Origin of the sequence: Polaromonas sp. YR568, assembly GCF_943371715.1 — a bacterium.
In the GTDB taxonomy this organism is placed as follows: domain Bacteria; phylum Pseudomonadota; class Gammaproteobacteria; order Burkholderiales; family Burkholderiaceae_C; genus Polaromonas.
On record NZ_CALRVW010000003.1, the window covers coordinates 199,991 to 226,427 of the forward strand.

Genomic DNA, 26,437 nt, shown 5'->3' on the forward strand with positions numbered 1-26,437 from the left:
GGCGCCCGCCAAGTCCCCCATCGAGTAGCAAATAGGACCCCTTATGGCTGAATTCAAAGAAATTTCCCCCGATGCGCCGGCTGCCGCCAGGTTGATGAACTGGGTCGACAACCGCTTCCCGGCCAGCAAGCTCTACAAAGAGCACATGAGCGAATACTACGCACCGAAGAACTTCAACTTCTGGTACGTGTTCGGCTCGCTGGCGCTGCTGGTGCTGGTCATCCAGATCGTCACCGGCATCTTCCTGACCATGCATTACAAGCCCGATGCCGCGCTGGCGTTTGGCTCGGTCGAGTACATCATGCGCGACGTGCCTTGGGGCTGGTTGATCCGCTACATGCACTCGACAGGCGCCTCGGCATTTTTTGTCGTGGTTTACCTGCACATGTTCCGCGGCCTGCTTTACGGCAGCTACCGCAAGCCGCGCGAGCTGATCTGGATTTTCGGCTGCGCGATTTTCCTGGCGCTGATGGCCGAGGCCTTCATGGGTTACCTGCTGCCATGGGGCCAGATGAGCTACTGGGGCGCCCAGGTGATCGTCAACCTGTTTGCCGCCATTCCCTTCATCGGTCCCGACTTGGCCCTGCTGATCCGCGGCGACTACGTGGTCGGTGACGCCACGCTGAACCGCTTCTTCGCCTTCCACGTGATCGCCGTGCCGCTGGTGCTGCTCGGCCTGGTGGTCGCACACCTGATTGCGCTGCATGAAGTCGGCTCCAACAACCCCGACGGCGTGGAAATCAAGGCGAAAAAAGACGCTGCCGGCAAGCCGCTCGATGGCATTCCTTTCCATCCCTACTACACGGTGCACGACATCTTTGCCGTCAGCGTGTTCCTGATGATTTTCTCGGCCATCATCTTTTTTGCCCCCGAGGCCGGCGGTTATTTCCTCGAGTACAACAACTTCATCCCGGCCGACCCGCTGAAAACGCCGCTGCACATCGCGCCGGTCTGGTATTTCACGCCCTACTACTCGATGCTGCGCGCGATCACCAGCGAGATGATGTATGCGCTGATTGCCTGCGTGCTGGCGGGTGCGGTGCTGGGTGTGCTCAAGGCAAAAATCTCCGCGCTGTTCAAGCTGGTGATTGTTGGCGCCGCCGTGGTGCTGATCGCCGCGATGCTGGCGATTGACGCCAAGTTCTGGGGCGTGGTTGTCATGGGTGGCGCGGTCATCATCCTGTTTTTCCTGCCCTGGCTGGACAACAGCGCCGCCAAATCGATCCGTTACCGGCCCACTTGGCATTCGTGGTTGTACGGCATTTTTGTCGTCAACTTCCTGGTGCTTGGTTACCTCGGCATCAACCCCCCCTCATTGATCAACGAGCGTGTCTCGCAGGTCGGAACGCTGTTTTATTTCGGCTTCTTCCTGCTGATGCCCTGGTGGAGCCGCCTGGGCACTTTCCGGCCGGTTCCTGACCGCGTGACTTTTGCTGCCCATTGAGCCGGAGACTCCTGACATGATGAAGACACTGAAACAACTGGCTCTGGGTTTTGCCGTCGTGCTGGCGCTGGCCGGTACGGGCGCGCACGCGGCGTCCACGGGCATTGCCTGGGACAAGGCGCCCAACAAGACCAACGACCTGGGCGCGCTGCAGAACGGCGCCAAGCTGTTCGTCAACTACTGCCTGAACTGCCACTCCGCTGCGTTCATGCGCTACAACCGCCTGCGCGACATCGGTCTGACCGAGCAGCAGATCAAGGACAACCTGTTGTTTGCCACCGACAAGGTGGGCGAAACCATGAAGGCCTCGATCGACCCGAAGCAGGCCAAGGACTGGTTTGGCGCTAACCCGCCTGACCTGACCGTGGTCGCGCGTTCACGCGCCGGCGCGGGGGGCACGGGTGCGGATTACCTCTACACCTATCTGCGTACGTATTACCGCGACGACACCACTATCACCGGCTGGAACAACCTGGCGTTCCCCTCTGTTGCCATGCCGCATGTGTTGTGGGAACTGTCCGGCGAGCGCAAGCCGCTGTACGAGGAAAAGGAAGAGCACGGCCACAAGGTCGCGGTCTTCAAGGGCTGGCAGCAAGTGACACCCGGCACCATGACGAACCTGCAGTACGACCAGGCCATGGGTGACCTGGTGGGCTACCTGCAATGGATGGCCGAGCCTGCACAGAACACCCGCGTCAGGGTGGGTGCCTGGGTGCTGCTGTTTCTGCTGGGTCTGACTTTTGTTGCCTGGCGCCTGAACGCGGCGTTCTGGAAAGACATCAAGTAATTTTTTTCGCCGGGGCTGGCTTCCCGGCACCTTCTGGAGTGGATGCCTTCAACGCTTCCACTCCTTTGCATTTAGGAGTTCCGAACCATGATGGTCCTTTATTCAGGCACGACCTGCCCGTTTTCGCATCGCTGCCGTTTTGTGCTGTTTGAGAAGGGCATGGATTTCGAAATCCGCGATGTGGACCTGTACAACAAGCCCGAAGACATCAATGTCATGAACCCCTACGGCCAGGTGCCGATTCTGGTGGAGCGTGACCTGATTCTGTACGAGTCGAACATCATCAATGAGTACATCGACGAGCGTTTCCCGCACCCGCAACTGATGCCCGGCGACCCGGTCGACCGTGCGCGGGTTCGCCTGTTCCTGCTCAACTTCGAGAAAGAACTGTTCGTCCACGTCAGCACGCTGGAAGCACGCGCGTCCAAGGGCAATGAAAAGGCACTCGAAAAGGCCCGTTCGCACATCCGCGACCGCCTGACGCAGCTGGCCCCGGTGTTCCTGAAAAACAAGTTCATGCTGGGTGACAACTTCTCCATGCTCGACGTGGCGATTGCGCCGCTGCTCTGGCGCCTGGACTACTACGACATCGACCTGTCGAAGAACGCCGCGCCGCTGCTCAAGTACGCCGAGCGCATCTTCTCGCGTCCGGCCTACATCGAGGCGCTGACGCCGTCCGAGAAGGTCATGAGGAAATAAATGGCCCCCACGCTTGTCGCTTCGCGTACTGCGCTGCCCCCCGAGGGGGTCGCTGCGCCTGCGGGCCGGCAGAGCCGGACCCGCGGCCCCTGCTTGAAGGAGCGGGGCCCCAGACTTGCAGCTTCGTTGATCGCGCTGGCCCGGATCTCGCGTGGCTGATTTCATGAACGCCCTGGACTCCACCTCCACACGCCCGTACCTGATACGTGCGCTGTACGACTGGTGTACCGACAACGGACTCACGCCTTATGTGGCGGTGGCGGTGGATGAAACCGTTCAGGTGCCGCGTGAATACGTCAAGAACAACGAGATCGTGCTCAACATCAGTTTTGATGCCACGAGCTCGCTCAAGTTGGGCAACGACTTCATCGAGTTCAAGGCGCGTTTTGCCGGAAGTGCCCGCGAGATCATGGTGCCCATCGGCCGTGTGATTGCGATTTACGCCCGCGAAAATGGCCAGGGGATGGCGTTTCCGCTGGCGGCAGGTCCGTCGGTGGGCGTTTCCCAGTCACCGGTTCAGTCGGAAGAAGCGCAGTCGGTCGCAACGGAGGCGGATCCGTCTGCAGCGGCAGAAGCGAAGATCGTACAATTGGTGCCAGCCAACACCACCTCTTCGGCGCGCGACGATGATACGGAACCGCCCGAACCACCCAAACCGCCGCAGGGCAAGCGCCCTTCACTCACGCGCGTCAAGTAAGATAGAGTTTGTGCCGCTTTAGCTCAGTTGGTAGAGCAACCGCCTTGTAAGCGGTAGGTCGTCAGTTCGAATCCGACAAGCGGCACCATTCATTTCCTCCTGCCCCGGTCATGTGCCCAAGGGCAGGGCCAACCACTCTTTTGATAGCAGCCTGCCGAAGGCAGGTCACGCCTTCGCCATGCACAGGGTCAGGCTTCCTGCTACTTTCGGCTGATTAGTATCTTCAACCGAATTGAGGTAACCTTCCAACCTTTGTCGGTCAGGCGAGTCAGGAGCAGGGGCAACAACTGGCGTACTTTGGCTGCAGCGGCATTGCTGCTGACCAGCAGGCACCATACCCCGTCTTCGATTGGACCGGCCTGAATCGCGGGGCGCAAGGCTTCGGGAATCAGGGACTCGACAGCCCTGAGCCTGTCGCTGGATTCCTGGACGAGCCCGGCCAGCCGCGCCAGCGATGGCGAGTTCTCGACAGCCTGGCTGAACGTGACAGCCTGGTGAAGGCGGGGGCTGGAGGTCAAGGTTATCAGGCTCTGATTGTGAAGGAGACGAACACGTGCATTTGATTATCACGGATGCCTGGCTGGCGCAAAGCCGTGCCATTTATCTGAGCGGGACCAAGCTGGTGGTGGCGGGTTTTGTCGCGGCACTGGCGTTGATGCTGGTGGCGGCGGGCATGTACCACTGGGTTTTCCTCAAGGGCGCGCGCGAGGGCTGGCCGGTGATTGGTGGCCTCGTCAAACTGGTGGTCAAGGACGAGTTCGAACAACGGGACCGCTTCATGCGGGAAAACCTCGACGCCATGGCCAAACGCCTGGGCGAGATGCAGGCCAAGATGATTCAGCTCGAATCGCTCGGTGAACGGGTGTCGGGCCTGGCAGGTGTCAACCCCAGCGAGATCAGGAGCCAGCCCGGGCGCGGCGGCGCGCTGGTGGAAGGACGTTCGCTGAGCATGGAAGAGCTGCAGGTGACCCTGGCCGATCTCGACAAGTTGACGGATCAACGCGTGGACCTCATGACCGTGATGGAATCCAGGCTGTTTGACCAGAAGATCAAGAAAATGATGGTGCCCACCCAGCAGCCGGTCGCAGGTGGCGTGCTCGGGTCGGCCTTCGGCTGGCGGATTGATCCGCTGAACGGGCGCTCCGCGCTGCACACGGGCCTGGATTTCCCGGCAGAACCCGGCACGTCGATTCTTGCCGCAGCGGGTGGCGTGGTGGTCACGCAGGAATATCACCCGGCGTACGGCAACATGGTCGAAATCGACCACGGCAACGACCTGGTGTCGCGTTATGGCCATGCCTCCAGGGTGATGGTCAAAAAGGGCGACCTGATCAGGCGGGGCCAAAAAATTGCCGAGGTGGGCACGACCGGGCGCTCGACCGGGCCGCACCTGCATTTTGAAGTGCTGGTGCAGGGCGTGTTCCAGGATCCCCAGAAATTCCTGACGGCGGGCCAGAAACTGCCCGCGCCGGTGGCGCTTGCCACTGTTCCTCCGGCCCTGGGAGCGTCCGTTCAGGCGGTCCGGCCGAAGTAAGGGCGCGGCAGAGGTAAAATCGGCGCTTCGCGCGCAGTTGAAACCAGCTGGCAGCGCCCCTACCTAAGTCGATACTCAATAAGGATTTCGGCCGCACTGCCCGCTCATGGGAGCTGTCAGCGCGGCCTCGCATTTATGGCTTCCAATATCCTGACCAAAATCTTCGGCAGCCGCAACGACCGCCTGCTCAGAACCTACCGCAAATCCATCGAGCAAATCAATGCGCTGGAAGCGCCACTGGAAGCCCTTGATGACGAGCAGCTGCGTGCCAAGACCCGGGAATTCATAGACCGCGTGACCAAGGGCGAGACCCTGGATGAAATCCTCCCTGAAGCCTTTGCCGTGGTCCGGGAAGGCAGCAAGCGTGTCATGAAGATGCGCCACTTCGACGTGCAGATGCTGGGTGGCATGGCGCTGCACAACGGCAAGATTTCCGAGATGGGAACCGGCGAAGGCAAGACCCTGACGGCGACGCTGCCGGTCTACCTCAATGCGCTGACCGGCAAGGGCGTGCATGTGGTCACGGTCAACGACTACCTCGCCAACCGCGATGCCCGCTGGATGGGCAAGCTCTACAACTTCCTGGGCCTGACGGTCGGCATCAACCTGCCGAACATGCAGCGCCCCGAGAAGCAGGAGGCCTACCTTGCCGATATTACCTACGGCACCAACAACGAATTCGGCTTTGACTACCTGCGCGACAACATGGTCTACGAAGTGGCCGACCGCGTTCAGCGTGGGCTGAACTACGCCATCGTTGATGAGGTGGACTCGATCCTGATTGACGAAGCCCGCACGCCGCTGATCATCAGCGGCCAGGCCGAAGACCACACCGAGATGTACCTGGCCATCAACAAGGTGGTTCCCCTGCTGACGCGACAGGAAGGCGAAGCCGACCCGCGCACTGGCGAGGGCATCATCAAGCCCGGCGACTTCACGCTTGATGAAAAGACCCACCAGGTGTTCCTGACCGAGCAGGGCCACGAAAACGCCGAACGCATCCTGTTCAGCCTGGGCCTGATTCCCGAAGGCGCCACGCTGTACGACCCGGCGAACATTTCGCTGATGCACCATCTGTACGCAGCCCTGCGTGCCAACCACCTGTACCACCGCGACCAGCACTACGTGGTGCAGGACGGCGAGATTGTGATTGTCGACGAGTTCACCGGCCGCCTGATGTCGGGCCGGCGCTGGAGCGAGGGCCTGCACCAGGCCGTCGAGGCGAAAGAGGGCGTGGAGATCCAGGCCGAGAACCAGACCCTCGCATCGATCACCTTCCAGAATTACTTCCGCCTGTACGGCAAGCTGGCCGGCATGACCGGCACCGCCGACACCGAGGCCTACGAGTTCCAGGAAATCTACGGACTCGAGACCACGGTGATTCCGCCGAACCGTCCGAGCCGGCGCGAGGACCAGCTCGACCGCGTGTACAAGACCACGCGTGAAAAATACGAGGCGGCGATCAAGGACATCCGCGAATGCCACGAACGCGGCCAGCCGGTGCTGGTGGGCACCACGTCGATCGAGAATTCGGAAATCATCGACCAGCTGTTGGACAAGGAAAACCTGCCGCACCAGGTGCTCAACGCCAAGCAACATGCGCGTGAGGCCGACATCGTGGCCCAGGCCGGCCGTCCCGGCATGATCACGATCGCCACCAACATGGCCGGCCGCGGCACGGACATTGTGCTGGGTGGCAACGTGGAGAAACTGGTCGAAGCCGTCGAGGCCGACGAGTCGCTGGACGCTGATGCCAAAGCCGTTGAAATCGCCCGTCTGCGCGCGCAGTGGGCGCAGGACCACGAAAAGGTCAAGGCGCTCGGCGGACTGCGCATCATTGCAACGGAGCGGCACGAGTCCCGCCGTATCGACAACCAGCTGCGCGGCCGCTCGGGCCGTCAGGGTGACCCCGGCTCCTCGCGTTTTTACCTGAGCCTCGATGACACGCTGATGCGGATTTTTGCCGGCGACCGGGTCCGCGCCATCATGGAGCGGCTCAAGATGCCGGACGGTGAGGCCATCGAGGCCGGCATCGTGACACGCAGCATCGAGTCTGCCCAGCGCAAGGTGGAAGCACGCAACTTCGACATCCGCAAGCAGCTGCTGGAATACGATGACGTCGCCAACGACCAGCGCAAGGTGATTTACCAGCAGCGCAACGACATCATGGACGCGGCCGACCTGGAAGGGCAGATCGCCTCGCTGCGCGAGGGCTGCTTCACCGACCTGGTGCGCCAGTACATCCCGGCCGAAAGCGTGGAAGAGCAGTGGGATATTGCGGGCCTGGAGAAAGTGCTGCGTGACGAATGGCATATCGAGATCTCCCTGCACGACGAGGTCCAGGCGGCCAGCGCCATCACCGACGAGGACCTGCTGGAAAAGGTGATCGCCGCCGCCAATGCCGCCTTTGCCGACAAGGTCGAGAAAATCGGCGCGGACAACTTCACCCAGTTCGAGCGCATCGTGCTGCTGCAGAGCATTGACTCGCACTGGCGCGAGCACCTGAGCTCGCTCGACTACCTGCGCCAGGGCATTCACCTGCGCGGCTACGCCCAGAAGCAGCCCAAGCAGGAGTACAAGCGCGAGGCCTTCGAGCTGTTCGGCCAGCTGCTCGACAGCGTGAAAAACGAAGTCACCAAATTGCTCATGACGGTCCAGGTCCAGTCGGGCGAACAGCTTGGCCAGGCCGCCGAGGAAATGGAAGACCGCGCCGAGCGGATCGCCAACGTGACCTACACGGCGCCGACCGAAACCGGCGAGGTGGAAACCACGGTGGACGAGGAATCGCTGCGTTACAAGCAGGCCATGCCGGCCGGCGCCGTCCCACGCGTGGGCCGCAACGACCCCTGCCCTTGCGGCTCGGGGAAAAAATACAAACTCTGCCACGGCAAACTCAATTGAGTAGCGTCCGTCGGCCTGCTTCTGGAGCCAAGACACCATGCCCGTGAACCTGCTTGCCACGCCTGCCGACCAGCTCCATCCCGTGCCTGGCGTGCGCTGGGGCATTGCCGAGGCGGGCATACGCAAGGCCGGCCGCAAGGACCTGTCGGTGCTGCTGCTCGATGAGGGCGCCTCGGTGGGGGCGGTGTTCACGCAAAACCGCTTTTGCGCCGCACCGGTGCAGATATGCCGCGAGCACCTCGCCAAAAACGGCGGCCAGAGCCTGGGCATACGCGCCATGCTGATCAACACCGGCAACGCCAATGCCGGCACCGGCGCGGACGGCCTGAGCCGGGCACATGCCAGCTGCATCGCGCTGGCGCGCGAACTCAATATCGCCCCGGAGCAGATCCTGCCGTTTTCCACCGGTGTGATCATGGAGCCACTGCCGCATGAGCGAATTGCCGCAGGCCTTCCCGCCGCTCTGGCCGATGCCCAAGCCGACCACTGGGGCCGGGCCGCTGAAGCCATCATGACCACGGACACCGTGGCCAAGGCGTTTTCCAGCCGCATCACCCTGGGCGGCGTGCCCGTGACCATCACCGGCATCAGCAAGGGCGCCGGCATGATACGGCCCAACATGGCGACCATGCTGGGCTTCCTGGCGACCGACGCCTGTGTGGCCCAGGGCCTGATGGCGCAACTGGCCACCGAACTGGCCGAGGGCTCGTTCAACCGCGTCACCGTGGACGGCGACACCTCGACCAACGACTCCTTTGTGGTGATGGCCACCAACCGCGCGAGCCATGCGCCCATCACCGCGCTGGACAGCCCCGACGGCCAGACGCTGAAGTCGGCCATGCTGGACATCGCGAAAAAGCTGGCGCAGGCGATTGTGCGCGACGGCGAGGGTGCGACCAAGTTCATCACCATCCGCGTCGAGGGCGGCAAGACCGGCGCCGAGTGCCGCCAGGTGGCTTACGCGATTGCGCATTCGCCGCTGGTCAAGACGGCGTTTTTTGCGAGCGACCCCAACCTGGGCCGCATCCTGGCGGCGGTTGGGTACGCCGGCATCGCCGATCTGGACCAGACACAAATCGATCTTTACCTGGACGAAGTGCTGGTGGCCCAACACGGCGGACGCCATCCGGGTTACGTCGAGGCCGACGGCCAGCGCGTGATGAAACAAAGCGAAATCACGGTGCGCGTGGTGCTGGGCCGCGGCCAGGCCGTTGACACGGTCTGGACCTGTGACCTGTCCTACGACTACGTCAAGATCAACGCCGATTACCGCAGCTGAGTGCTGCCACCACCGACATGAACGAGCAATTTGAACGCCTGATGGTGCGTGCGGAATCCCTGCTGGCGCGTATTGAATCCGTGTTGCCGCAACCGCTGTCGGCGCCGGACTGGAGCGCCTCGGTCGCCTACCGCTACCGCAAGCGCAGTTCCGGCCACGGCTCGTTGGAGCCGGTGCGCCACATCGGCAACATGAGCCTCACGGACCTCAAGGAAATCGAGGACCAGAAGGAAAAGATCCGGCGCAACACCGAGCAGTTCGTGCTCGGCAAGCCCGCCAACAACGTGCTGCTGACCGGCGCCCGCGGCACTGGCAAGTCCTCGCTGATCAAGGCCTGTCTCAACGCCTATTCGGCGCGCGGCCTGCGCCTGATCGAGGTCGACAAGACCGACCTGACCGACCTGCCCGACATCGTCGACGTGGTCTCCGGCCTGAGCGAAAAATTCATCGTGTTCTGCGACGACCTGAGTTTTGAGGAAGGCGAGCCCGGCTACAAGGCGCTCAAGTCCATTCTCGACGGCTCCATCGCCGCGGCCACGCCGAACGTGCTGATTTACGCGACCAGCAACCGGCGCCACCTTCTGCCCGAGTACATGACGGAGAACCTGACCTACAGCCGCAGCGAAGACGGCGAGGTGCATCCCGGCGAGGTCGTCGAGGAAAAGATTTCGCTGTCCGAGCGTTTCGGCCTGTGGGTCAGCTTCTACCCGTTCAGCCAGGACGAATACCTGACCATCGTTGCGCAGTGGCTGTCGTCGTTTGGCGTGGGCCAGGAGGCGATCAACGCAGCGAAACCGGCATCGCTGGTCTGGGCACTGGAGCGCGGCTCACGCAGCGGCCGCGTGGCCTACCAGTTCGCCCGCGACTACGCCGGCCGCGACAGTGACCAACGGCCCACCGCCCCGGCGTCCATCGCCGCCTACGAGCGGCCCGCTGCCGCTGCTAGCGCGGCTGCGGCGTCTGAACCTGGCGACCAGGCGGCTGATCACGCAACATGAGTGTGCTGATCGCCGACGGCCAACGTCCGCGTGAGGGCGGCGCTGACCGCAAGGTGGTCGATGTCGCCGTGGGTGTGTTGCTGCGGCCGGATGGCGACTTCCTGCTGACCTCGCGCCCGCCGGGCAAGGTCTACGAGGGCTACTGGGAGTTCCCCGGCGGCAAGCTGGAGGCCGGCGAGACGGTGGAGCAGGCCCTGCGCCGCGAGCTTCACGAGGAAATCGGCATCACGATAGGCGCGGTCCAGCCCTGGAAGGTGGAAGTGGTGGACTACCCGCATGCGCTGGTGCGGCTGCATTTCTGCAAGGTGTTCGACTGGACGGGTGAGCTGCAGATGCACGAGGGCCAGCAGTTTGCCTGGCAGCGCCTGCCGGTGGCGGTCCAGCCGGTCTTGCCGGGCACGCTGCCGGTGCTGGCGTGGTTCGCCACCGAACGCCAGTTTGCCGGGGCCACGTACGCCGCCGGCTGACCGGTTCGGTCACAGGCGGCCTTGAATTGCTATGTTATTTATAGCTGTTTGCGCTTGCTGGATAAGGGCTTGAGGTACTTTTGACTGGTCAATCCGGCTGCTGCCGGAGACTCGGCCTCAGGCTGCAAGCTCCCACTGTTTTCTCGCTCCCAGCACTGCATCCGGGTAGGGCGCCTTGCCGCGCGAGCCGTTGTAGCGGCCCAGGCCCAGGAACAGGTCGCCCTTTTCCCGGTCCAGGTAGTGCCGCAGGATCACGCAGCCAAAACGCAGGTTGGTCTGCATGTGAAACAGCTTGCCGGGGTCGCCGTCGCCAATGACCCGGGTCCAGAAGGGCATGACCTGCATGTAACCCCGGGCACCGACACGGCTGACCGCAAATTTACGGAAGTTGCTTTCGACCTGGATCAGGCCCAACACCAGCGCCACGTCCAGGCCGGCGCGTTTGCTTTCGTACCAGACCGTCTGCAGGAACTCCTTGCGGATCTGCCATTCCGGCTTTTTCTTCCAGAGCCGGTCGCTCATGGCGCCCAGCCAGCGCAGGTAGGCGAGGCGGCTTTCGGTGTCGCGAAATTCGGGCACCGGCGGTGCCTGGCTGGCGATGGCTGAACTCAGCGCCGTGCGAACCGAGTCGATCAGGGGTTCTTCGATCTGCGCGCCAGCCCAGGATTGCTCCGAAAAAAGGAGCACTCCCCCCAAAGCGGAAAAGGACTGCAGGCACTTTCTTCTTGAAAGTCCGGCAGCCGACGGGAGGGCGGCTGCCGCAGGTGCCGGTGGCGATAGGAAGACGTGGGACGGCCTCATTGCGCTCAGAGGGTCAGCTTTCCCTTGAGGAAAGTGAAGGCGTCGGCCACGTCGATCTTGCTCGATGCGGCGTCGCGGCGGTGCTGGTATTCCAGCTGGCCGTCTTTGAGGCCGCGGTCGCCGATGGTGACGCGGTGCGGCACCCCGATGAGCTCCCAGTCGGCAAACATGGCCCCGGGCCGCTCACCGCGGTCGTCCAGGATCACGTCCACGCCGGCCGCGGCCAGCTCGTCATGCAGCTTCTCCGCCGCTGTCTTCACCTCGGGAAAGCGGTCCGGGCTGATGGGGCAGAGCACCACGGTAAACGGTGCAATCGCGTCCGGCCAGATGATGCCGCGCTCGTCATGGTTCTGCTCAATGGCGGCGGCCGGCAGGCGTGTGATGCCGATGCCGTAGCAGCCCATTTCGAGGAACTGCGGCTTGCCGTTTTCGTCGAGAAAGGTCGCGTTCATCGCCTGGCTGTATTTGGTGCCGAGGTGGAACACATGGCCCACCTCGATGCCGCGTTCAATCGCCAGCAGGCCCTGGCCGTCGGGTGAGGCGTCACCCGCCACCACGTTGCGGATGTCGGCGATCAGGTCGGGCTCGGGCAGGTCCCGGCCCCAGTTGACGCCGGTGAGGTGAAAGTCAGCTTCGTTGGCGCCGCAGATCCAGTCGCTCATCACCGCCACCTCCCGGTCGGCCACGATGTTGAGCGGCTTCTTCAGGCCCACCGGTCCGAGGTAACCCGGCTTGCAGCCAAAGTGCGCTTCGATCTCCTCCAGGGTGGCAAAACGGAAGCCTGTATTGAGCCCCGGCAGCTTGCCAAGCTTGACTTCGTTCATGTCGTGGTCACCGCGCAGCAGCAGCAGCCAGACCTGGGTCTTGACCACTTCGTCGTAGTCGTTGAGTTCATCGGTGGCCAGCACCAGCGACTTGACGGTGCGTGCCAGCGGCAGGCCCAGCAGTTCGGCCACGTCGGCACAGGTGGCCTTGCCCGGCGTCGGTGTCCGGGTCATGGCTTGCGCCGGATCTGGGCGCGCCGTCTGGGGCGCCAGCGCCTCGGCTTTTTCCATGTTGGCGGCGTAGCTGCTCTCCGGGCAGTAAACGATGGCGTCTTCGCCGGTGGCCGCAATCACCTGGAATTCTTCACTGAGGTCGCCGCCAATCGCGCCGCTGTCGGCCGCGACGGCGCGGTAGGTCAGCCCGAAGCGGTCAAAAATCCGGCGGTAGGCCTGCGCCATCACCTGGTAGCTGGCTTTGGCGGCGGTCTGGTCGCGGTCAAAGCTGTAGGCATCCTTCATGATGAACTCGCGCCCGCGCATCAGGCCGAAACGCGGCCGGCGTTCGTCGCGGAATTTGGTCTGGATCTGGTACAGGTTTTTCGGCAGCTGCTTGTAGCTCTTGATGTCCTGGCGCATCACGTCGGTCACGACCTCTTCGCTGGTCGGCTGCACCACAAAGTCGCGGCCATGGCGGTCCTTGATGCGCAGCAGTTCCGGCCCCATGGCGGCGAACCGGCCGGTTTCCTGCCATAGCTCGGCCGGCTGGATCACCGGCATGCTCATTTCAACGGCGCCGGCGCGGTTCATTTCCTCGCGCACGATGGCTTCCACCTTGCGGATGACGCGCAGGCCCATGGGCATGTAGTTGTAGATGCCGGCGCCCAGTTTCTTGATCATGCCGGCGCGCATCATCAGCTGGTGGCTGACCACCTCGGCGTCGGCGGGCGCTTCCTTGAGGGTGGAAATGAAGAACTGGGAGGCTTTCATGGACGGTTTTTCCGGGCTTCGTGAGGTTTTTGGGACTGCCGCCCCGGCGTGCGCTTGGCTCTGAGCATTCTGCTGTGCATAATGGACTCAGTTTAAAAAATTGAGGTTTGATTATGCTTGACCGGGACGGCTTTCGGCCCAACGTCGGCATCATCTTGCTCAACCAGAGAAGTCAGGTATTTTGGGGCAAGCGTATCCGTACCCACTCGTGGCAGTTTCCGCAGGGTGGCATTGATCGGGGCGAAAATCCCGAGCAGGCCATGTTCCGCGAACTGCATGAAGAAGTGGGGCTGATGCCGCAACATGTGCAGTTGCTTGCCCGGACCCGGGACTGGTTGCGCTATGAGGTGCCTGACCGGTTTATCCGCCGCGATGCGCGCGGACATTACAAAGGCCAGAAACAGATCTGGTTTCTCCTGCAGCTGGTCGGTCACGACTGGGACCTGAACCTGCGCGCCACCGACCATCCGGAGTTCGACGCCTGGCGCTGGAACGACTACTGGGTCCCGCTGGACGTGGTCGTGGAATTCAAGCGCGGCGTCTATGAAATGGCGCTGACCGAGCTGTCGCGTTTTGTACCGCGTTTCGACCATCGCTTCGAGCCGCGGCCCGACCACCGCAACCGCTATTTGCGTGGGGGCATGCGCCACCGCGATCCGGCCGATGCCGGTGCTGGCGAACCGGGGCTTCAGGGCTTGCGCGGTGCCGGCATGCCCGGCGCATCCTTCGAGTTGCCGCCCGGCGCAACCTTTGAACCCGATCCCCAAACCAGCTTCATGGCGGCTGCCAGAAAAGACAAGCATGACATTTAAATCCTGGGGGGCAGCATGTTTGCTGGGCCTGTCTTTGACGGCCTCGGCGCAACCGAACATCAACACCGATCCGCTCGACTGGAAAGAGGGCGAGGTGCCGGCGCCGCCGGCTTTTGACACGCGCAAATTGCTGACGTTTGAAGTGACGGGTTCCTCGCTGGTGTTTGGCGTGGATCCGGCCACCTTGCGCATATCGGACGACGGGATCGTCCGCTACGTGATGGTCGCCAGCAGCGCCAGCGGTGCGCGCAATGTGTTTTACGAAGGCCTGCGCTGCGTCAGCGGGGAGCTCAAGACCTATGCCCGCTACACCCCGGAGGGTGCCTGGGTCAAGGTGAACGAGCCGCAGTGGCGCTCGCTTTTTGGCAACCCGGCGACGCGGCATGCGCTGCAGCTGGCCAGGGCAGGTGCCTGCAACAACTCGGCGCCCCCGACCTCGGTCGAGGAAATGGTCCGCCTGCTCAAGACCCAGGGGCTCAGGCCGTAAGCACCAGGTTGGTCCGGTGAATCATTTCGGCTTCGCCGGTGTAACCGAGCAGCTTTTCAAATTCTGAAGAGGGTTTGCGGCAGATCAGCCGGGCCTCGGCGCTGGAATAGTTGGCCAGCCCCCGCGCGACTTCGGTACCGTCGCCGTCGCGGATGGCAATCACGTCGCCCCGGGAAAACTCGCCCTGCACGGTGGTCATGCCGATCGGCAGCAGGCTTTTGCCCTCATCGCGCACCTTGACGGCGGCGCCGGCGTCCACCGTCACGGCGCCTCGCAGCTGCAGGTGGTCGGCAATCCATTGCTTGCGGGCCTGGTTCTTCCCCGTCTGGGCAACCAGCAGCGTGCCGATGGCCTCGCCCTGCGTCAGGCGGATCAGGGCATTCGGTTCACGGCCCCAGGCAATCACGGTGGAGGCGCCGGAGCCAGCGGCACGTTTGGCCGCCAGGATTTTCGTGATCATGCCGCCCTTGCCGATGCTGGAGCCGGCGCCGCCCGCCATGGCTTCCAGCGCCGGGTCACCGGCCTGGGCTTCATGGACAAACCGCGCGGAGGCATCCTTGCGCGGGTCTGCGGTGTACAGGCCCTTCTGGTCGGTCAGGATGATCAGCGCATCGGCATCAACCAGGTTGGCGACCAGCGCGCCCAAGGTGTCGTTGTCGCCGAACTTGATTTCGTCGGTGACCACGGTGTCGTTTTCATTGATGACCGGCACCACACCGAGCTGCAGCAGGCTCAGCAGGGTGGAGCGGGCGTTGAGGTAACGTTCGCGATCGGCCAGGTCGGCATGGGTGAGCAGCACCTGTGCACTGCCGACGCCGTTTTCACGCAGCTGGCTTTCGTACACCTGCACCAGACCCATCTGGCCGACCGCGGCAGCGGCCTGCAGTTCATGGATGGCCTTGGGACGCGTCGCCCAGCCCAGCCGCTTCATGCCCTCGGCGATGGCGCCGCTGCTGACCATGATGACCTCCCGGCCGCTTTTGACCAGCACGGCGAGCTGCTGGCACCACTGCCCGATGGCCTGCGCATCCAGCCCCCGGCCTTCGTCGGTGACCAGGCTGGAGCCGACCTTGACGACGATGCGTCTGGCGTGGAGAAGGACGGTGGACGCTGTTTTTTCCTGCATGTTCAGGGTATTTTAGTGCTCCAGCCCAAGCTGGCTGGACGCGAGTAGCTACTGTTTATGTAGCGCGGAAGAAGAAGGTGGCAGGCGGTTTCAGCCGGCCGCCGGCGGCTCGGCCGGCAAGTCCGCAAAACGCGGGTCGACCTCTTCCGGTTCCTGCTCGCTTTTCTGCACCGACTTGACATGCTGGTAAATCGTCTTGACCAGCTGCTCGCAGCCCTCGCGGGTCAGGGCCGAGATCTCGAAAACCGGGCCCTTGAACTTGAAACGCTTGACGAAGTCCTTGACCAGCGCGGCACGCTTGTCCGCATCCACCATGTCGAGCTTGTTGAGCACCAGCCAGCGAGGCTTGTCATACAAGGCCGCATCGTACTTCTTGAGCTCGCCGACAATCGCCTTGGCCTGTGCCACCGGATCGACGCTGTCGTCAAACGGCGCCATGTCCACAATGTGCAGCAGCAGGCGGGTGCGCTGCAGGTGGCGCAGGAAGAGGTGGCCCAGACCGGCACCTTCGGAGGCGCCCTCGATCAGGCCGGGCAAGTCGGCAACGACAAAACTCTGTTCCGGGCCGACCCGCACCACACCGAGGTTGGGGTGCAGGGTGGTGAAGGGGTAGTCGGCAATTCGCGGCCTGGCGTTGGAAACCGCCGAAATGAAGGTGGATTTACCGGCATTGGGCATGCCCAGCAGGCCCACGTCGGCCAGCACTTTCAGTTCCAGCTTGAGGCTTTTGTGCTCACCGGGCCAGCCTGGCGTCTTGCTGCGCGGCGCGCGGTTGGTCGAGCTCTTGAAGCGCAGGTTGCCGAAACCGCCGTCGCCGCCCTTGGCGATCAGAACTTCCTCACCGGGCACCAGCAGCTCATACAGCACCTCGCCGGTTTCAGCGTCGGTCAGGATGGTGCCCACCGGCATCTTCAGGATGATGTCGTCGCCCTTGGCGCCAAACATGTCCGAACCCATACCGTGCTCGCCGTTGCGCGCATGGTGACGGCGCGAAAAACGGAAATCCACCAGGGTGTTCAGGTTCACGTCCGCGAGGGCATACACATGCCCGCCGCGTCCGCCGTCACCCCCGTTCGGGCCCCCGAACTCCTTGTACTTTTCATGGCGGAAGGAGACGCAGCCACTCCCGCCATCGCCCGCGGCGATGTCAATATAGGCTTCGTCAACAAATTTCATGATTTTGAAAGGGGGTCGGCAGCAGGGGCTGCTTGTATCCTTAAGATAGTTTACAAAGACTGGAAAACAAGAGGGACCCAAACAACAAAGCCCCGACCAAGCGGGGCTTCGATGCCATCGAAGTGATCAGCTTACGCTGGTGTCACGTTGACGGTGTGCTTGTTCAGCGCGCCCTTGACTGCAAACGAGACCGAACCGTCCACGAGTGCAAACAGGGTGTGGTCCTTGCCGATGCCGACATTGACGCCCGGATGGAACTTGGTGCCACGCTGGCGCACGATGATGCTGCCTGCGTTGATCACTTCGCCGCCAAACTTCTTGACGCCCAGCATCTTTGGCTTGGAATCGCGCCCATTTCGCGTAGAGCCGCCGCCTTTTTTCTGTGCCATTTTTCAATACTCCTTGGTGCGTCGCTGCTTAGCCGGCGATGACGCCGATTTGCAGTTCCGTGAAGTTCTGACGGTGACCTTGACGTTTTTGGTAGTGCTTGCGCCTACGCATTTTGAAAATGCGCACTTTGTCGCCTCTGCCGTGAGACAGGACAGTTACCGTAACAGTAGCGCCGGACACCAAGGGCGTACCAACCGTGATTGTGCTGCCGCTTCCGACTGCCAATACCTGGTCAATAACGATCTCTTGGCCTACGTCCGCAGCAATCTGTTCTACTTTAATTTTTTCACCAGTGGCAACTTTGTATTGTTTGCCGCCGGTTTTTATGACCGCGTACATGTGAGACCTCGTATGTGAGTTCTGCGGACGGATTTCCACAGAGCCCTAGATTCTAGCACGGCGCGATTATTTGTCACACGACCTCGGTTCGGCGCCGCTGGATGTGCCGGCCGGTGTGCTTGCTTTCTATAATTCCTGAAATCTCATGTCTGGACCGTTTTGTCTGTAAATTCTTCTAGCACCGCCGCCGCACTGGCCCTGATTGCCGATGACATGCAGGCCATGGACGCGGTGATCGCACGCCGCCTGAGCACCGAGGTGCCCCTCGTCAGCCAGATATCGCAGTACATCATCGCCGCCGGTGGCAAGCGCCTGCGCCCTGCGTTGCTGCTGCTGATGTGCGGCGCATTGGGTTATCGGGGCGAGCAGCGTTTCAATCTGGCCGCTGTGGTGGAATTCATACATACGGCGACCTTGCTCCATGACGACGTGGTGGACGAGTCCGCCCTGCGCCGGGGCCGGGCCACCGCCAATGCTGCCTTTGGCAATCCGGCCAGTGTTCTGGTGGGAGATTTCCTTTATTCCAGGGCCTTCCAGATGATGGTTGATGCCGGCGACATGCGCATCATGCAAACCCTGGCCGAGGCGACCAACATCATTGCTGAAGGTGAAGTGCTGCAATTGATGAACATGCACGATGCCGGCCTGTCCGAAGAAGGCTATCTGCGCGTGATCCGCTCCAAAACCGCCAAGCTGTTCGAGGCGAGCGCCCGGCTGGCTGCCTTGCTCGCGCAGGCGCCGGCTGAGATAGAGCTTGCCTGCGCCGACTACGGACAGGCGCTGGGAACCGCCTTTCAGGTGATTGACGATGTTCTGGACTATGACGGTGATGCCGAGGAAATGGGGAAAAACCTCGGGGACGACCTGCGCGAGGGCAAGGCGACCCTGCCGCTGATCATCGCCATGCAGCGTGGCACCGCCGATGAGCAGGCCACCATCCGGCAGGCCATCGAGACCGGCGGGACGGCTCAGCTGGCCGAAATTGTGGCCATTGTCCGCAAGACCGGTGCCTTGCAGGCGACCCGGGATGCGGCCGCTGCGGAGGCCCAACGTGCTGTCCAGGCATTGGCAGTACTTGGGGATAACCCCTGCAGCGGGGCCTTGCTACAATTGGCTTCTCAGCTGCTGCAGCGTCGTTCCTGACGCCTGGTTCGGCACTTTTCGGGGTGTAGCTTAGCCTGGTAGAGCGCTACGTTCGGGACGTAGAGGCCGGAGGTTCGAATCCTCTCACCCCGACCATTCATGGTCCGCTCCCGTTCCCCCTCATCCCGTCCGCGGATGCCTGATCTTTGCTTTGTTCCAACACCGGGTCAAAGACAGAACGCTTTTAGATTTACACCGCCAGATCTATCGACGATGATGTCAATTTTATCAATTCGGGCTGGATTCTCTAAACCATGGCAGCTGTCGATTCTGTAAGCAATGCACCCGCCGCGCTGGCATTGCCCGGCTTGGGCAGGGCGTTGGTCATTGCCGGCAAGCTGGGGCAGAAGGCCGCGGAAGACATCTTTCGCAAGGCCCAAAGCGGGCGTACCAGCTTTATTGCCGAATTGACCGGTTCCGGTGCGGTATCCCCGTCGGACCTCGCACACACCATGTCCACCGCGTTTGCGGCCCCCCTGCTTGATCTGAACGCGATAGACACACAGCGCCTGCCCAAAGGTTTGCTGGACGCCAAAATCTGTCAGGCATACCGGATTGTGGTCCTGAGCAAGCGCAGCAATCGCCTGATCGTCGCCACCGCCGATCCGTCCGATCAGGAAGCTGCAGAAAAAATCAAGTTTTCCACCCAGATGGGCGTGGACTGGGTCATCGCCGAATACGACAAGCTGTCCAAGATGGTGGAGGCGTCTGCCACCACCGCGTCCGAAGCCATGGACAGCATCATTGGTGATGATTTTGAATTTGATGAGTCCACCGCTGAGGCGGCCAGCGCGGACAGCAACGACACCGGTGTTTCGGAGGTCGAGGACGCGCCGGTCGTCAAATTCCTGCACAAAATGCTGCTTGACGCATTCAGCATGCGGGCCTCGGATCTGCATTTCGAACCTTACGAGCACACCTACCGGGTGCGCTTCCGCATCGACGGCGAGCTACGCGAGATTGCCTCGCCACCTGTGGCCATCAAGGAGAAGCTGGCCTCGCGGATCAAGGTCATCTCGAAGATGGACATTTCGGAAAAGCGGGTTCCTCAAGACGGGAAGATGAAGCTGAAAATCGGTCCCGACCGAGTGATCGATTTCCGCGTCAGCACCCTGCCCACCATGTTTGGTGAAAAAATCGTGATCCGTATCCTGGATCCGAGCAGCGCCAAACTCGGCATTGATGCACTGGGTTACGAGCCCATTGAAAAGGAGCGCCTGCTCAAGGCAGTGCAGCGTCCCTACGGCATGGTGCTGGTGACCGGTCCGACCGGCTCCGGCAAAACCGTGTCCCTGTACACCTGCCTGAATATCCTGAACAAGCCGGGCGTGAATATCGCCACGGCCGAGGACCCGGCCGAGATCAACCTGCCTGGCGTCAACCAGGTCAGCATGAATGACAAGGCTGGCCTGACTTTCTCTGTGGCGCTGAAGGCTTTTTTGCGGCAGGATCCCGACATCATCATGGTGGGTGAGATCCGTGATCTGGAAACCGCCGAAATCTCCATCAAGGCGGCCCAGACCGGCCACCTGGTGCTGTCCACCCTGCACACCAATGATGCGCCGGCCACGTTGACGCGCCTGCGCAACATGGGTATTGCCCCTTTCAACATCGCATCGAGCGTCATCCTGATCACGGCCCAGCGTCTGGCGCGGCGTCTGTGCCCCAACTGCAAGGCACCCGCCGACATCCCGCGCGAAACCCTGCTGGAAGCCGGGTTCAAGGAAGAGGATGTGGACGGGTCCTGGACGCCTTACCGGCCGGTCGGCTGCTCGATGTGCAACAACGGTTACAAGGGCCGGGTCGGGGTTTACCAGGTCATGCCCATCACGGAGGAACTCCAGCGCATCATCCTGCGTGATGGCAGCGCGCTCGAAATCGCTGCGCAGGCAGAGAGCGAAGGTGTCAAAAGCCTGCGCGGAGCGGGGCTGCACAAAGTCAAACTCGGCATGACCTCGCTCGAGGAAGTGCTGGCCTGCACCAATGTGTAGGCACTTGCACTTCAACAAGCGGGTCGGTCGCGTCGCTGGACATTTCGAGTCCCCAACATCACTTCCTTACTGAAGAAGGCACCATGGCAACTGCAGCATCCAGAGACATCAAGGAATTTGTCTTCGAGTGGGAAGGCAAGGATCGCAACGGCAAGCAGGTGCGGGGTGAAACCCGGGCTGTGGGGGAAAACCAGGTCAAGGCCTCCCTGCGCCGTCAGGGCGTACTGGCAACCAAGATCAAAAAGCGCAGCATGCGTTCGGGCAAGTCCATCAAGCCCCGGGATATCGCCATTTTCACGCGCCAGCTGGCCACCATGATGAAGGCAGGCGTGCCGCTGCTGCAGGCTTTCGACATTGTCGGACGCGGCAACGCCAATGCCAGCGTGACCAAACTGCTCAATGACGTGCGCACCGATGTGGAAACCGGCACCTCCCTGAGCGCCGCCTTCCGCAAGTACCCGCTGTACTTCAATGCACTGTATTGCAACCTGGTGGAGGCCGGCGAGGCCGCCGGTATCCTGGAGCAGCTGCTGGACCGCCTCGCTGTCTATATGGAAAAAACCGAGGCCATCAAGTCGAAAATCAAGTCGGCACTGATGTACCCGACCTCGGTGGTGGTGGTGGCATTTGTGGTGGTTGCGGTGATCATGATTTTCGTGATTCCCGCGTTCAAGGAGGTGTTCACCTCTTTCGGTGCGGATTTGCCGGCCCCGACATTGTTTGTGATGGCCATCAGCGAGTTTTTTGTGGCTTACTGGTGGCTTATTTTTGGCAGCGTAGGGGGTGGGATTTATTTTTTCATGCAGGCCTGGAAGCGCAATGAAAAAGTGCAACGGGTGATGGACCGGCTCCTGCTGAAGGTGCCGGTGTTTGGCGCCCTGATTGAAAAATCCTGCATCGCCCGCTGGACGCGCACGCTGTCGACCATGTTCGCCGCAGGTGTGCCGCTGGTGGAGGCTCTCGACTCGGTCGGTGGCGCTTCCGGCAACTCCCTGTACGAGGACGCCACCCGGAAGATCCAGCAGGAAGTCTCGACCGGCACCAGCCTGACAGCGGCCATGGGCAATGCCAACCTGTTTCCAACCATGGTGCTGCAGATGTGCGCCATCGGCGAAGAGTCGGGTTCCGTGGACCACATGCTCGGCAAAGCAGCAGATTTTTACGAGGCCGAGGTCGATGAGATGGTGGCCGGGCTGTCCAGCCTGATGGAACCCATCATCATCGTGTTCCTCGGTGGCCTGATCGGCGGGATTGTGGTATCCATGTACCTGCCGATCTTCAAACTGGGCCAAGTGGTCTGATGCCCGGGCTCGCGCTCGGTTTGTCGGCCGAATTCAACGCTGCGCTGGCCGGTATTCTGGGGCTGCTGGTCGGCAGTTTCCTCAATGTGGTCATTTACCGCTTGCCGAAAATGATGGAACGGCAGTGGGCGGCCGAGTGCGCCGAGCTTGCCGGCAAGGTCGCAGACAGCGCCGAAAAATTCAACTTGATGGTGCCCCGTTCCCGCTGCTCAAGCTGCGGTCATGTGATTGCCTGGTATGAAAACATTCCCATCCTGAGTTACCTTTTTCTGCGGGGGAAATGTTCTGTCTGCGGCGCGAAATTCGGATGGCGCTATCCGCTGGTGGAGGCTGTCACCGGTGCCTTGTTCTTTTTTTGCGCCTGGCGTTGGGGCCTGACCGCCACCGGACTGGCCTGGAGCGGTTTTGCGGCCGCCTTGCTGGCACTGGCGCTGATTGACTGGGATACCACGCTTTTGCCGGACGACGTGACCCTGCCGCTGCTCTGGGCGGGGTTGATCGTCGCCGCGCTGGGCTGGAACCCGGCGGTACAACTCATGGATGCGCTGTGGGGAACGGTGGCCGGTTACCTGTCCTTGTGGCTGGTGTACTGGGCTTTCAAGCTGGTGACCGGCAAGGAAGGCATGGGTTACGGCGATTTCAAGCTTTTTGCGGCCTTGGGCGCGTGGTTCGGCTGGAGCGCCTTGGTGCCGATGATCCTGATGGCGTCGGTGATCGGTGCCCTGGTCGGCATTGCGTTGAAGTTTTCCAGCGGCTTGCGCGAAGGCGGGTATGTGCCGTTTGGACCTTTCCTCGCAGGTGCGGGGTTGACGGCCATGGTGTTTGGTCCCCAGTCCATCCTGCGTTTCATCGGGTTGTAGCCGCATGCGGGCGTTGCGTGTGGGCTTGACGGGCGGCATTGGCAGTGGAAAAAGCACGGTTGCCGCCATGCTGGTCGAATGCGGCGCCGCGGTGATTGATTCCGACGCCATTGCGCGCCAGGTCACGGCGCCGGGGGGCGTTGCCATGGAGGGGCTTGCCAGGCAGTTTGGTGCCCGCTTCATCACGCCGGAAGGCGGCCTGAACCGCGACGCGATGCGCGAACTGGTTTTTGCGGATGCCGGGGCAAAAAAGCAGCTGGAAGCCATTGTGCATCCGCTGGTCGGCGAAGAAACCGCCCGTCAGGCAGCGCAGGCCGCCAGTGCCTGCATCGTGTTTGATGTTCCCCTGCTGGTCGAGTCAGGCCGCTGGCGCCAGCGTGTGGACCAGGTGCTGGTGGTGGACTGCAGCGAGGCCACCCAGGTCAGCCGGGTGATGGCGCGCAATGGATGGACGCGTGAAGCGGTCGAGCGTGTCATGGCCGGACAGGCGAGCCGCGACCAGCGGCTAGCCGCCGCCGACATCTGCATTTACAACGATGCACCCCTGTCACTGGCGGCGCTGGCAGTGATGGTGCAGCAACTGTCGCAACGCTTCGGGCTATGATGGACGGACCACCAACCCGCTGAAAAAGATATATCGCAGTGATCCTTTACGAGTATCCCTTCAACGAACGCATTCGTACCTATTTGCGACTTGAGCATCTGTTTCACCGCTTGGGCGAACTGGCCGCGCGCGAGCACCCGACCGACCACCACTACGCGATCACGACCATTTTCGAAATCATGGACGTGGCGGCCCGTGCCGACCTGAAGACCGATGTACTGAAGGACCTGGACCGGCAGAAACACACGCTCAATGGCTACCGCGGCAACCCGGCGATTTCCGAGGCGGTGCTGGATGAGGTCACCGGCCGGCTGGATGGCTGTTTTGCGGCCTTGAACAGCCTGCCCGGAAAAGCGGGGCAGTCCCTGACCGAAAACGACTGGCTCATGAGCATTCGCAGCCGCATCGGCATCCCCGGCGGAACCTGTGAATTCGATCTGCCGGCGTATTACGCCTGGCAACACTTTGACGCGCAGCAGCGGCAGCGGGACCTGCAGCGCTGGATCGCCACGCTGGTGCCACTGGCCGAGTCGGTCCGGATGTTGCTCAAGCTGTTGCGCGACTCCGGCCTGCCGCAAAAAGTGGTGGCGGCGGGCGGGCAATACCAGCAAACCCTGCCGCAGGGGCGTACCTTCCAGCTGCTTCGTCTGCTGATCGATCCGGGCCTGGGGATGATTCCGGAGATCAGCGGCAACCGCCTGATGGTGTCCGTGCGCCTCATGCGCCATGAAAGTGACGACCGGCTGCACGCCTGCACCGACGACGCCGCGTTTGAACTGACGCTTTGTTCCTGAGACTGGCCGCCGGACGCCCGTCCTGACCCCTGATTTCCAGCTTGAGCTTGTGACGATGAATCCAGACCAGACCCCACCCAAAACAGTGGTCTGCCCCACCTGTGGCGGCCCCAGCATTTATGCGCCCGAAAACCGGTTCAGGCCGTTTTGCAGCGAGCGCTGCAAAAATATCGATCTGGGCGCCTGGGCCAGCGAGAGTTTTCGCATGCCGGCGGACGCACCGCCAGATGACCAGGTTTACGGCGACGCCAGATTGCAATAGCGCCTGTCATCGTGTAAAAACGGCAAGACGGCAAGACGACAGGACGGAAAAATGGCAGGCCCGTCGGTCAACGGGAGGAGCAGGACATGATTCAAACATCCTTGGCACGCCGCGCGGCGGCTGTGCTGGCAGCGACCCTGCTGCTTGGCTTTGCGGCAGGCCCCAGCCTGGCGGCCAGCAAGAAGACCCCAAAAAAAGCCAGCGCCCCACCGGGCAAAAGCGTCAAATTCATGCCCGGGTCACAGGAAACCGCCAGAGAGCGCTCTGCCAGGCTCAAGCGCGAGTGCAAGGGGCGGGTCAATGCCGGGGCGTGTGAAGGGTATACCCAGTAAACCCCCAGTAGACGTCGGCACAGGCCCGAGTGCAGGACGACCTGCCGGTGACCGGAAGGTCTGCGGAAAGGGCCGGGAGGCTATTTACTCGGCGGGCGTGCCCAGCACCTGCTGCAACTCGCCGTTCTGGTACATCTCCATCATGATGTCCGAGCCGCCGACAAATTCGCCTTTCACATACAGCTGGGGAATGGTCGGCCAGTTGCTGTATTCCTTGATGCCGTGGCGGATCTCTTCGTCCTCGAGCACGTTCACCGTCACGGGCTTGGTCACGCCGCAGGCTTTGAGCACCTGGATCGCGCGTCCGGAAAAACCGCACATGGGAAATTGGGCCGTGCCTTTCATGAAAAGCACAACCTCGCTGGATTTGACGATCTGGTCAATGCGTTGCTGGGTATCGCTCATGAGGGGGTCCTTTGGATGGGGTGTTGGGCGACCGAAGAAAGCCGGCCTTTGCTCGAATAAATGGATGTCAGAAGCGGTAAATCAATGGGTGATTATCCTGCCGTTTCGCTGCCGGTGCCCGGAGCAGGGTCGGGCCAGCGCCCTCCCGAGCAGCGGGGGATGCCGGCCAGGTCTGTCCGGCTCTGCACATCGGTAAAACCGCGTTGCTCAAGCAGCTCGCACACCGCCCGGGCCTGGTCGTAGCCGTGTTCGAGCAGCAGCCAGCCCTGCGGCTGCAGGTAGGCTGGCGCCTGCGCGATGATCCGCCGGAGATCGTCCAGGCCGTCTTTCCCGGCTGTCAGGGCCTGCAGGGGCTCATGGCGCAAGGCGGGCAAATGCGGGTCGGCGTCGGCCACATAGGGCGGATTGCTGACGATCAGGTGAAAGCGGCCGCTTACATTTTCGAACCAGTTGCTTTGCAGAAAATGGACCGGCAACTGGTGCTGCCCGGCGTTGGCGGCCGCTACCACCAGCGCGTCGTTGCTGGCATCCACCGCCGTGACGTCGATCGCGGGCCGGGTTTTTTTCAGTGCCAGGCCAATTGCGCCGCTGCCGGTGCCCAGGTCGAGCACCCGGGCGGACGCCGGCATGCCCGCTTGGGCCAGTTGTTGCAGGGCCCATTCCACCAGGGTTTCCGTGTCCGGACGCGGCACCAGCACGCGGCCATCGACCTGCAGTTCCAGGCCGAAGAACTCCTTGCTGCCGACCAGATAGGCCAGCGGCTCACCGGCGGCGCGGCGCAGGCTGAGTTCTTGAAACCACCGCGCTGCCTCCTGCGGCAAGGGCGTTGTGTCATGCGTGAGCAGCCAGGCGCGGTCAGCGCCGGGTTTGCCCAATGTGTGCAGTAGCAGCAGCTGGGCGTCCAGACGCTCCAGCCCGAATGTGCGGGCGGCCGTCAGTGCCTGCGCGCAGGTGAGGGTGTTCACGGGGAGAGGTTCAGACACGGTGAATTGCTATGAAAACAGGAGCTGATGGCGCTTGTCAATCAAGGGCTGACGGCCAATTTTGCATTGAAGAT

Annotated in this window: 28 protein-coding genes and 2 tRNA genes; 21 read left to right on the forward strand and 9 right to left on the reverse strand. The window is 62.1% G+C overall.

The window, feature by feature from the left end; genetic code table 11:
* The first annotated feature begins 43 nt into the window (after window positions 1-43).
* From AAG813_RS03760 to AAG813_RS03780, 5 genes are all read left to right on the forward strand, one after another.
* Entirely contained in the window at window positions 44-1,444 is a 1,401-nt protein-coding gene (locus tag AAG813_RS03760) for a cytochrome bc complex cytochrome b subunit (RefSeq protein ID WP_341911975.1), read from the forward strand.
* A 19-nt stretch (window positions 1,445-1,463) separates the two neighbouring features.
* Window positions 1,464-2,231: a cytochrome c1 gene (locus tag AAG813_RS03765; protein ID WP_341912143.1), complete on the forward strand. Its 768-nt coding sequence runs from the start codon at window positions 1,464-1,466 to the stop codon at window positions 2,229-2,231.
* Between the two features lie 87 nt (window positions 2,232-2,318).
* Window positions 2,319-2,930, forward strand: a complete 612-nt coding sequence (locus AAG813_RS03770; RefSeq protein ID WP_096667159.1) for a glutathione S-transferase N-terminal domain-containing protein — start codon at window positions 2,319-2,321, stop codon at window positions 2,928-2,930.
* A gap of 163 nt (window positions 2,931-3,093) precedes the next feature.
* The gene (locus AAG813_RS03775; RefSeq protein WP_341911978.1) at window positions 3,094-3,627 is read left to right on the forward strand and encodes a ClpXP protease specificity-enhancing factor; all 534 of its coding nucleotides are present in this window, start codon (window positions 3,094-3,096) and stop codon (window positions 3,625-3,627) included.
* 12 nt (window positions 3,628-3,639) lie between these two features.
* A tRNA-Thr gene (locus tag AAG813_RS03780) sits at window positions 3,640-3,715 on the forward strand.
* A 112-nt stretch (window positions 3,716-3,827) separates the two neighbouring features.
* On the opposite strand, the gene AAG813_RS03785 is transcribed toward AAG813_RS03780, so the two are convergent.
* Entirely contained in the window at window positions 3,828-4,145 is a 318-nt protein-coding gene (locus AAG813_RS03785) for a DciA family protein (RefSeq protein WP_341911979.1), read from the reverse strand.
* A gap of 35 nt (window positions 4,146-4,180) precedes the next feature.
* Between AAG813_RS03785 and AAG813_RS03790 the strand changes: the two genes are divergently transcribed.
* From AAG813_RS03790 to AAG813_RS03810, 5 genes are all read left to right on the forward strand, one after another.
* Window positions 4,181-5,161 carry a M23 family metallopeptidase gene (locus AAG813_RS03790; protein ID WP_341911981.1) on the forward strand — a complete coding sequence of 327 codons (981 nt, stop codon included), beginning with the start codon at window positions 4,181-4,183 and terminating at the stop codon, window positions 5,159-5,161.
* Window positions 5,162-5,296: 135 nt separating this feature from the next.
* Entirely contained in the window at window positions 5,297-8,062 is a 2,766-nt protein-coding gene (secA, locus tag AAG813_RS03795; protein WP_341911983.1) for a preprotein translocase subunit SecA, read from the forward strand.
* 37 nt (window positions 8,063-8,099) lie between these two features.
* Window positions 8,100-9,341 carry a bifunctional glutamate N-acetyltransferase/amino-acid acetyltransferase ArgJ gene (argJ, locus tag AAG813_RS03800; RefSeq protein ID WP_341911985.1) on the forward strand — a complete coding sequence of 414 codons (1,242 nt, stop codon included), beginning with the start codon at window positions 8,100-8,102 and terminating at the stop codon, window positions 9,339-9,341.
* 17 nt (window positions 9,342-9,358) lie between these two features.
* On the forward strand, window positions 9,359-10,339 hold the full coding sequence (locus tag AAG813_RS03805; protein ID WP_341911987.1) for an ATP-binding protein: 981 nt from the start codon (window positions 9,359-9,361) through the stop codon (window positions 10,337-10,339).
* Window positions 10,336-10,806: an NUDIX domain-containing protein gene (locus AAG813_RS03810; RefSeq protein WP_341911989.1), complete on the forward strand. Its 471-nt coding sequence runs from the start codon at window positions 10,336-10,338 to the stop codon at window positions 10,804-10,806. The genes AAG813_RS03805 and AAG813_RS03810 overlap by 4 nt, the downstream gene beginning before the upstream one ends.
* 117 nt (window positions 10,807-10,923) lie before the next feature.
* Here the strand turns inward: AAG813_RS03810 and AAG813_RS03815 are convergent, their stop codons facing one another.
* Window positions 10,924-11,493: a lytic transglycosylase domain-containing protein gene (locus AAG813_RS03815; RefSeq protein ID WP_341911991.1), complete on the reverse strand. Its 570-nt coding sequence runs from the start codon at window positions 11,491-11,493 to the stop codon at window positions 10,924-10,926.
* Between the two features lie 119 nt (window positions 11,494-11,612).
* Entirely contained in the window at window positions 11,613-13,358 is a 1,746-nt protein-coding gene (locus AAG813_RS03820; RefSeq protein WP_341911993.1) for a proline--tRNA ligase, read from the reverse strand.
* A gap of 113 nt (window positions 13,359-13,471) precedes the next feature.
* Here AAG813_RS03820 and AAG813_RS03825 point away from each other — a divergent pair, with 113 nt between their 5' ends.
* Together AAG813_RS03825 and AAG813_RS03830 are read left to right on the forward strand one after the other, a co-directional pair.
* On the forward strand, window positions 13,472-14,170 hold the full coding sequence (locus AAG813_RS03825; protein WP_341911995.1) for an RNA pyrophosphohydrolase: 699 nt from the start codon (window positions 13,472-13,474) through the stop codon (window positions 14,168-14,170).
* Window positions 14,160-14,657 (forward strand): CNP1-like family protein, encoded by a 498-nt coding sequence (locus AAG813_RS03830; RefSeq protein WP_341911996.1) that lies wholly within the window; start codon window positions 14,160-14,162, stop codon window positions 14,655-14,657. Before AAG813_RS03825 ends, AAG813_RS03830 begins: the two co-directional genes overlap by 11 nt.
* Here AAG813_RS03830 and proB read toward each other — a convergent pair.
* The 4 genes from proB to rplU all read right to left on the reverse strand — a co-directional run bounded on the left by proB (window position 14,647) and on the right by rplU (window position 17,688).
* Entirely contained in the window at window positions 14,647-15,783 is a 1,137-nt protein-coding gene (gene proB, locus AAG813_RS03835; protein WP_341911998.1) for a glutamate 5-kinase, read from the reverse strand. The two genes, AAG813_RS03830 and proB, sit on opposite strands and share 11 nt — an antisense overlap.
* A 90-nt stretch (window positions 15,784-15,873) precedes the next feature.
* On the reverse strand, window positions 15,874-16,959 hold the full coding sequence (gene cgtA, locus AAG813_RS03840; protein WP_341912000.1) for an Obg family GTPase CgtA: 1,086 nt from the start codon (window positions 16,957-16,959) through the stop codon (window positions 15,874-15,876).
* Between the two features lie 131 nt (window positions 16,960-17,090).
* Entirely contained in the window at window positions 17,091-17,348 is a 258-nt protein-coding gene (rpmA, locus tag AAG813_RS03845; RefSeq protein WP_096667180.1) for a 50S ribosomal protein L27, read from the reverse strand.
* Between the two features lie 28 nt (window positions 17,349-17,376).
* Complete coding sequence (gene rplU / locus AAG813_RS03850; protein ID WP_300511790.1) at window positions 17,377-17,688, reverse strand: 50S ribosomal protein L21; 312 nt, start codon at window positions 17,686-17,688, stop codon at window positions 17,377-17,379.
* Window positions 17,689-17,847: 159 nt separating this feature from the next.
* Here rplU and AAG813_RS03855 point away from each other — a divergent pair, with 159 nt between their 5' ends.
* The 9 genes from AAG813_RS03855 to AAG813_RS03895 all read left to right on the forward strand — a co-directional run bounded on the left by AAG813_RS03855 (window position 17,848) and on the right by AAG813_RS03895 (window position 24,975).
* Window positions 17,848-18,831, forward strand: coding sequence for a polyprenyl synthetase family protein (locus AAG813_RS03855; RefSeq protein WP_341912003.1), 984 nt, complete (start codon window positions 17,848-17,850; stop codon window positions 18,829-18,831).
* A gap of 19 nt (window positions 18,832-18,850) precedes the next feature.
* A tRNA-Pro gene (locus tag AAG813_RS03860) sits at window positions 18,851-18,927 on the forward strand.
* Between the two features lie 158 nt (window positions 18,928-19,085).
* Window positions 19,086-20,822, forward strand: coding sequence for a type IV-A pilus assembly ATPase PilB (gene pilB, locus AAG813_RS03865; protein ID WP_341912006.1), 1,737 nt, complete (start codon window positions 19,086-19,088; stop codon window positions 20,820-20,822).
* A gap of 83 nt (window positions 20,823-20,905) precedes the next feature.
* Window positions 20,906-22,123 (forward strand): type II secretion system F family protein, encoded by a 1,218-nt coding sequence (locus AAG813_RS03870; RefSeq protein ID WP_341912008.1) that lies wholly within the window; start codon window positions 20,906-20,908, stop codon window positions 22,121-22,123.
* Window positions 22,123-22,983, forward strand: a complete 861-nt coding sequence (locus tag AAG813_RS03875) for a prepilin peptidase (protein ID WP_341912010.1) — start codon at window positions 22,123-22,125, stop codon at window positions 22,981-22,983. Before AAG813_RS03870 ends, AAG813_RS03875 begins: the two co-directional genes overlap by 1 nt.
* A 4-nt stretch (window positions 22,984-22,987) precedes the next feature.
* The gene (gene coaE, locus AAG813_RS03880) at window positions 22,988-23,587 is read left to right on the forward strand and encodes a dephospho-CoA kinase (protein ID WP_341912012.1); all 600 of its coding nucleotides are present in this window, start codon (window positions 22,988-22,990) and stop codon (window positions 23,585-23,587) included.
* Window positions 23,588-23,625: 38 nt separating this feature from the next.
* Window positions 23,626-24,381, forward strand: coding sequence for a cell division protein ZapD (gene zapD, locus AAG813_RS03885; RefSeq protein WP_341912015.1), 756 nt, complete (start codon window positions 23,626-23,628; stop codon window positions 24,379-24,381).
* Between the two features lie 55 nt (window positions 24,382-24,436).
* Window positions 24,437-24,643, forward strand: coding sequence for a DNA gyrase inhibitor YacG (locus AAG813_RS03890; protein ID WP_341912145.1), 207 nt, complete (start codon window positions 24,437-24,439; stop codon window positions 24,641-24,643).
* An 86-nt stretch (window positions 24,644-24,729) separates the two neighbouring features.
* Window positions 24,730-24,975, forward strand: a complete 246-nt coding sequence (locus AAG813_RS03895; protein WP_341912017.1) for a hypothetical protein — start codon at window positions 24,730-24,732, stop codon at window positions 24,973-24,975.
* 84 nt (window positions 24,976-25,059) lie between these two features.
* Here the strand turns inward: AAG813_RS03895 and grxD are convergent, their stop codons facing one another.
* Both grxD and prmC read right to left on the reverse strand, forming a co-directional pair.
* The gene (gene grxD, locus AAG813_RS03900) at window positions 25,060-25,380 is read right to left on the reverse strand and encodes a Grx4 family monothiol glutaredoxin (protein ID WP_341912019.1); all 321 of its coding nucleotides are present in this window, start codon (window positions 25,378-25,380) and stop codon (window positions 25,060-25,062) included.
* 92 nt (window positions 25,381-25,472) lie between these two features.
* The gene (prmC, locus tag AAG813_RS03905; RefSeq protein ID WP_341912020.1) at window positions 25,473-26,345 is read right to left on the reverse strand and encodes a peptide chain release factor N(5)-glutamine methyltransferase; all 873 of its coding nucleotides are present in this window, start codon (window positions 26,343-26,345) and stop codon (window positions 25,473-25,475) included.
* Between the last annotated feature and the right edge of the window lie 92 nt (window positions 26,346-26,437).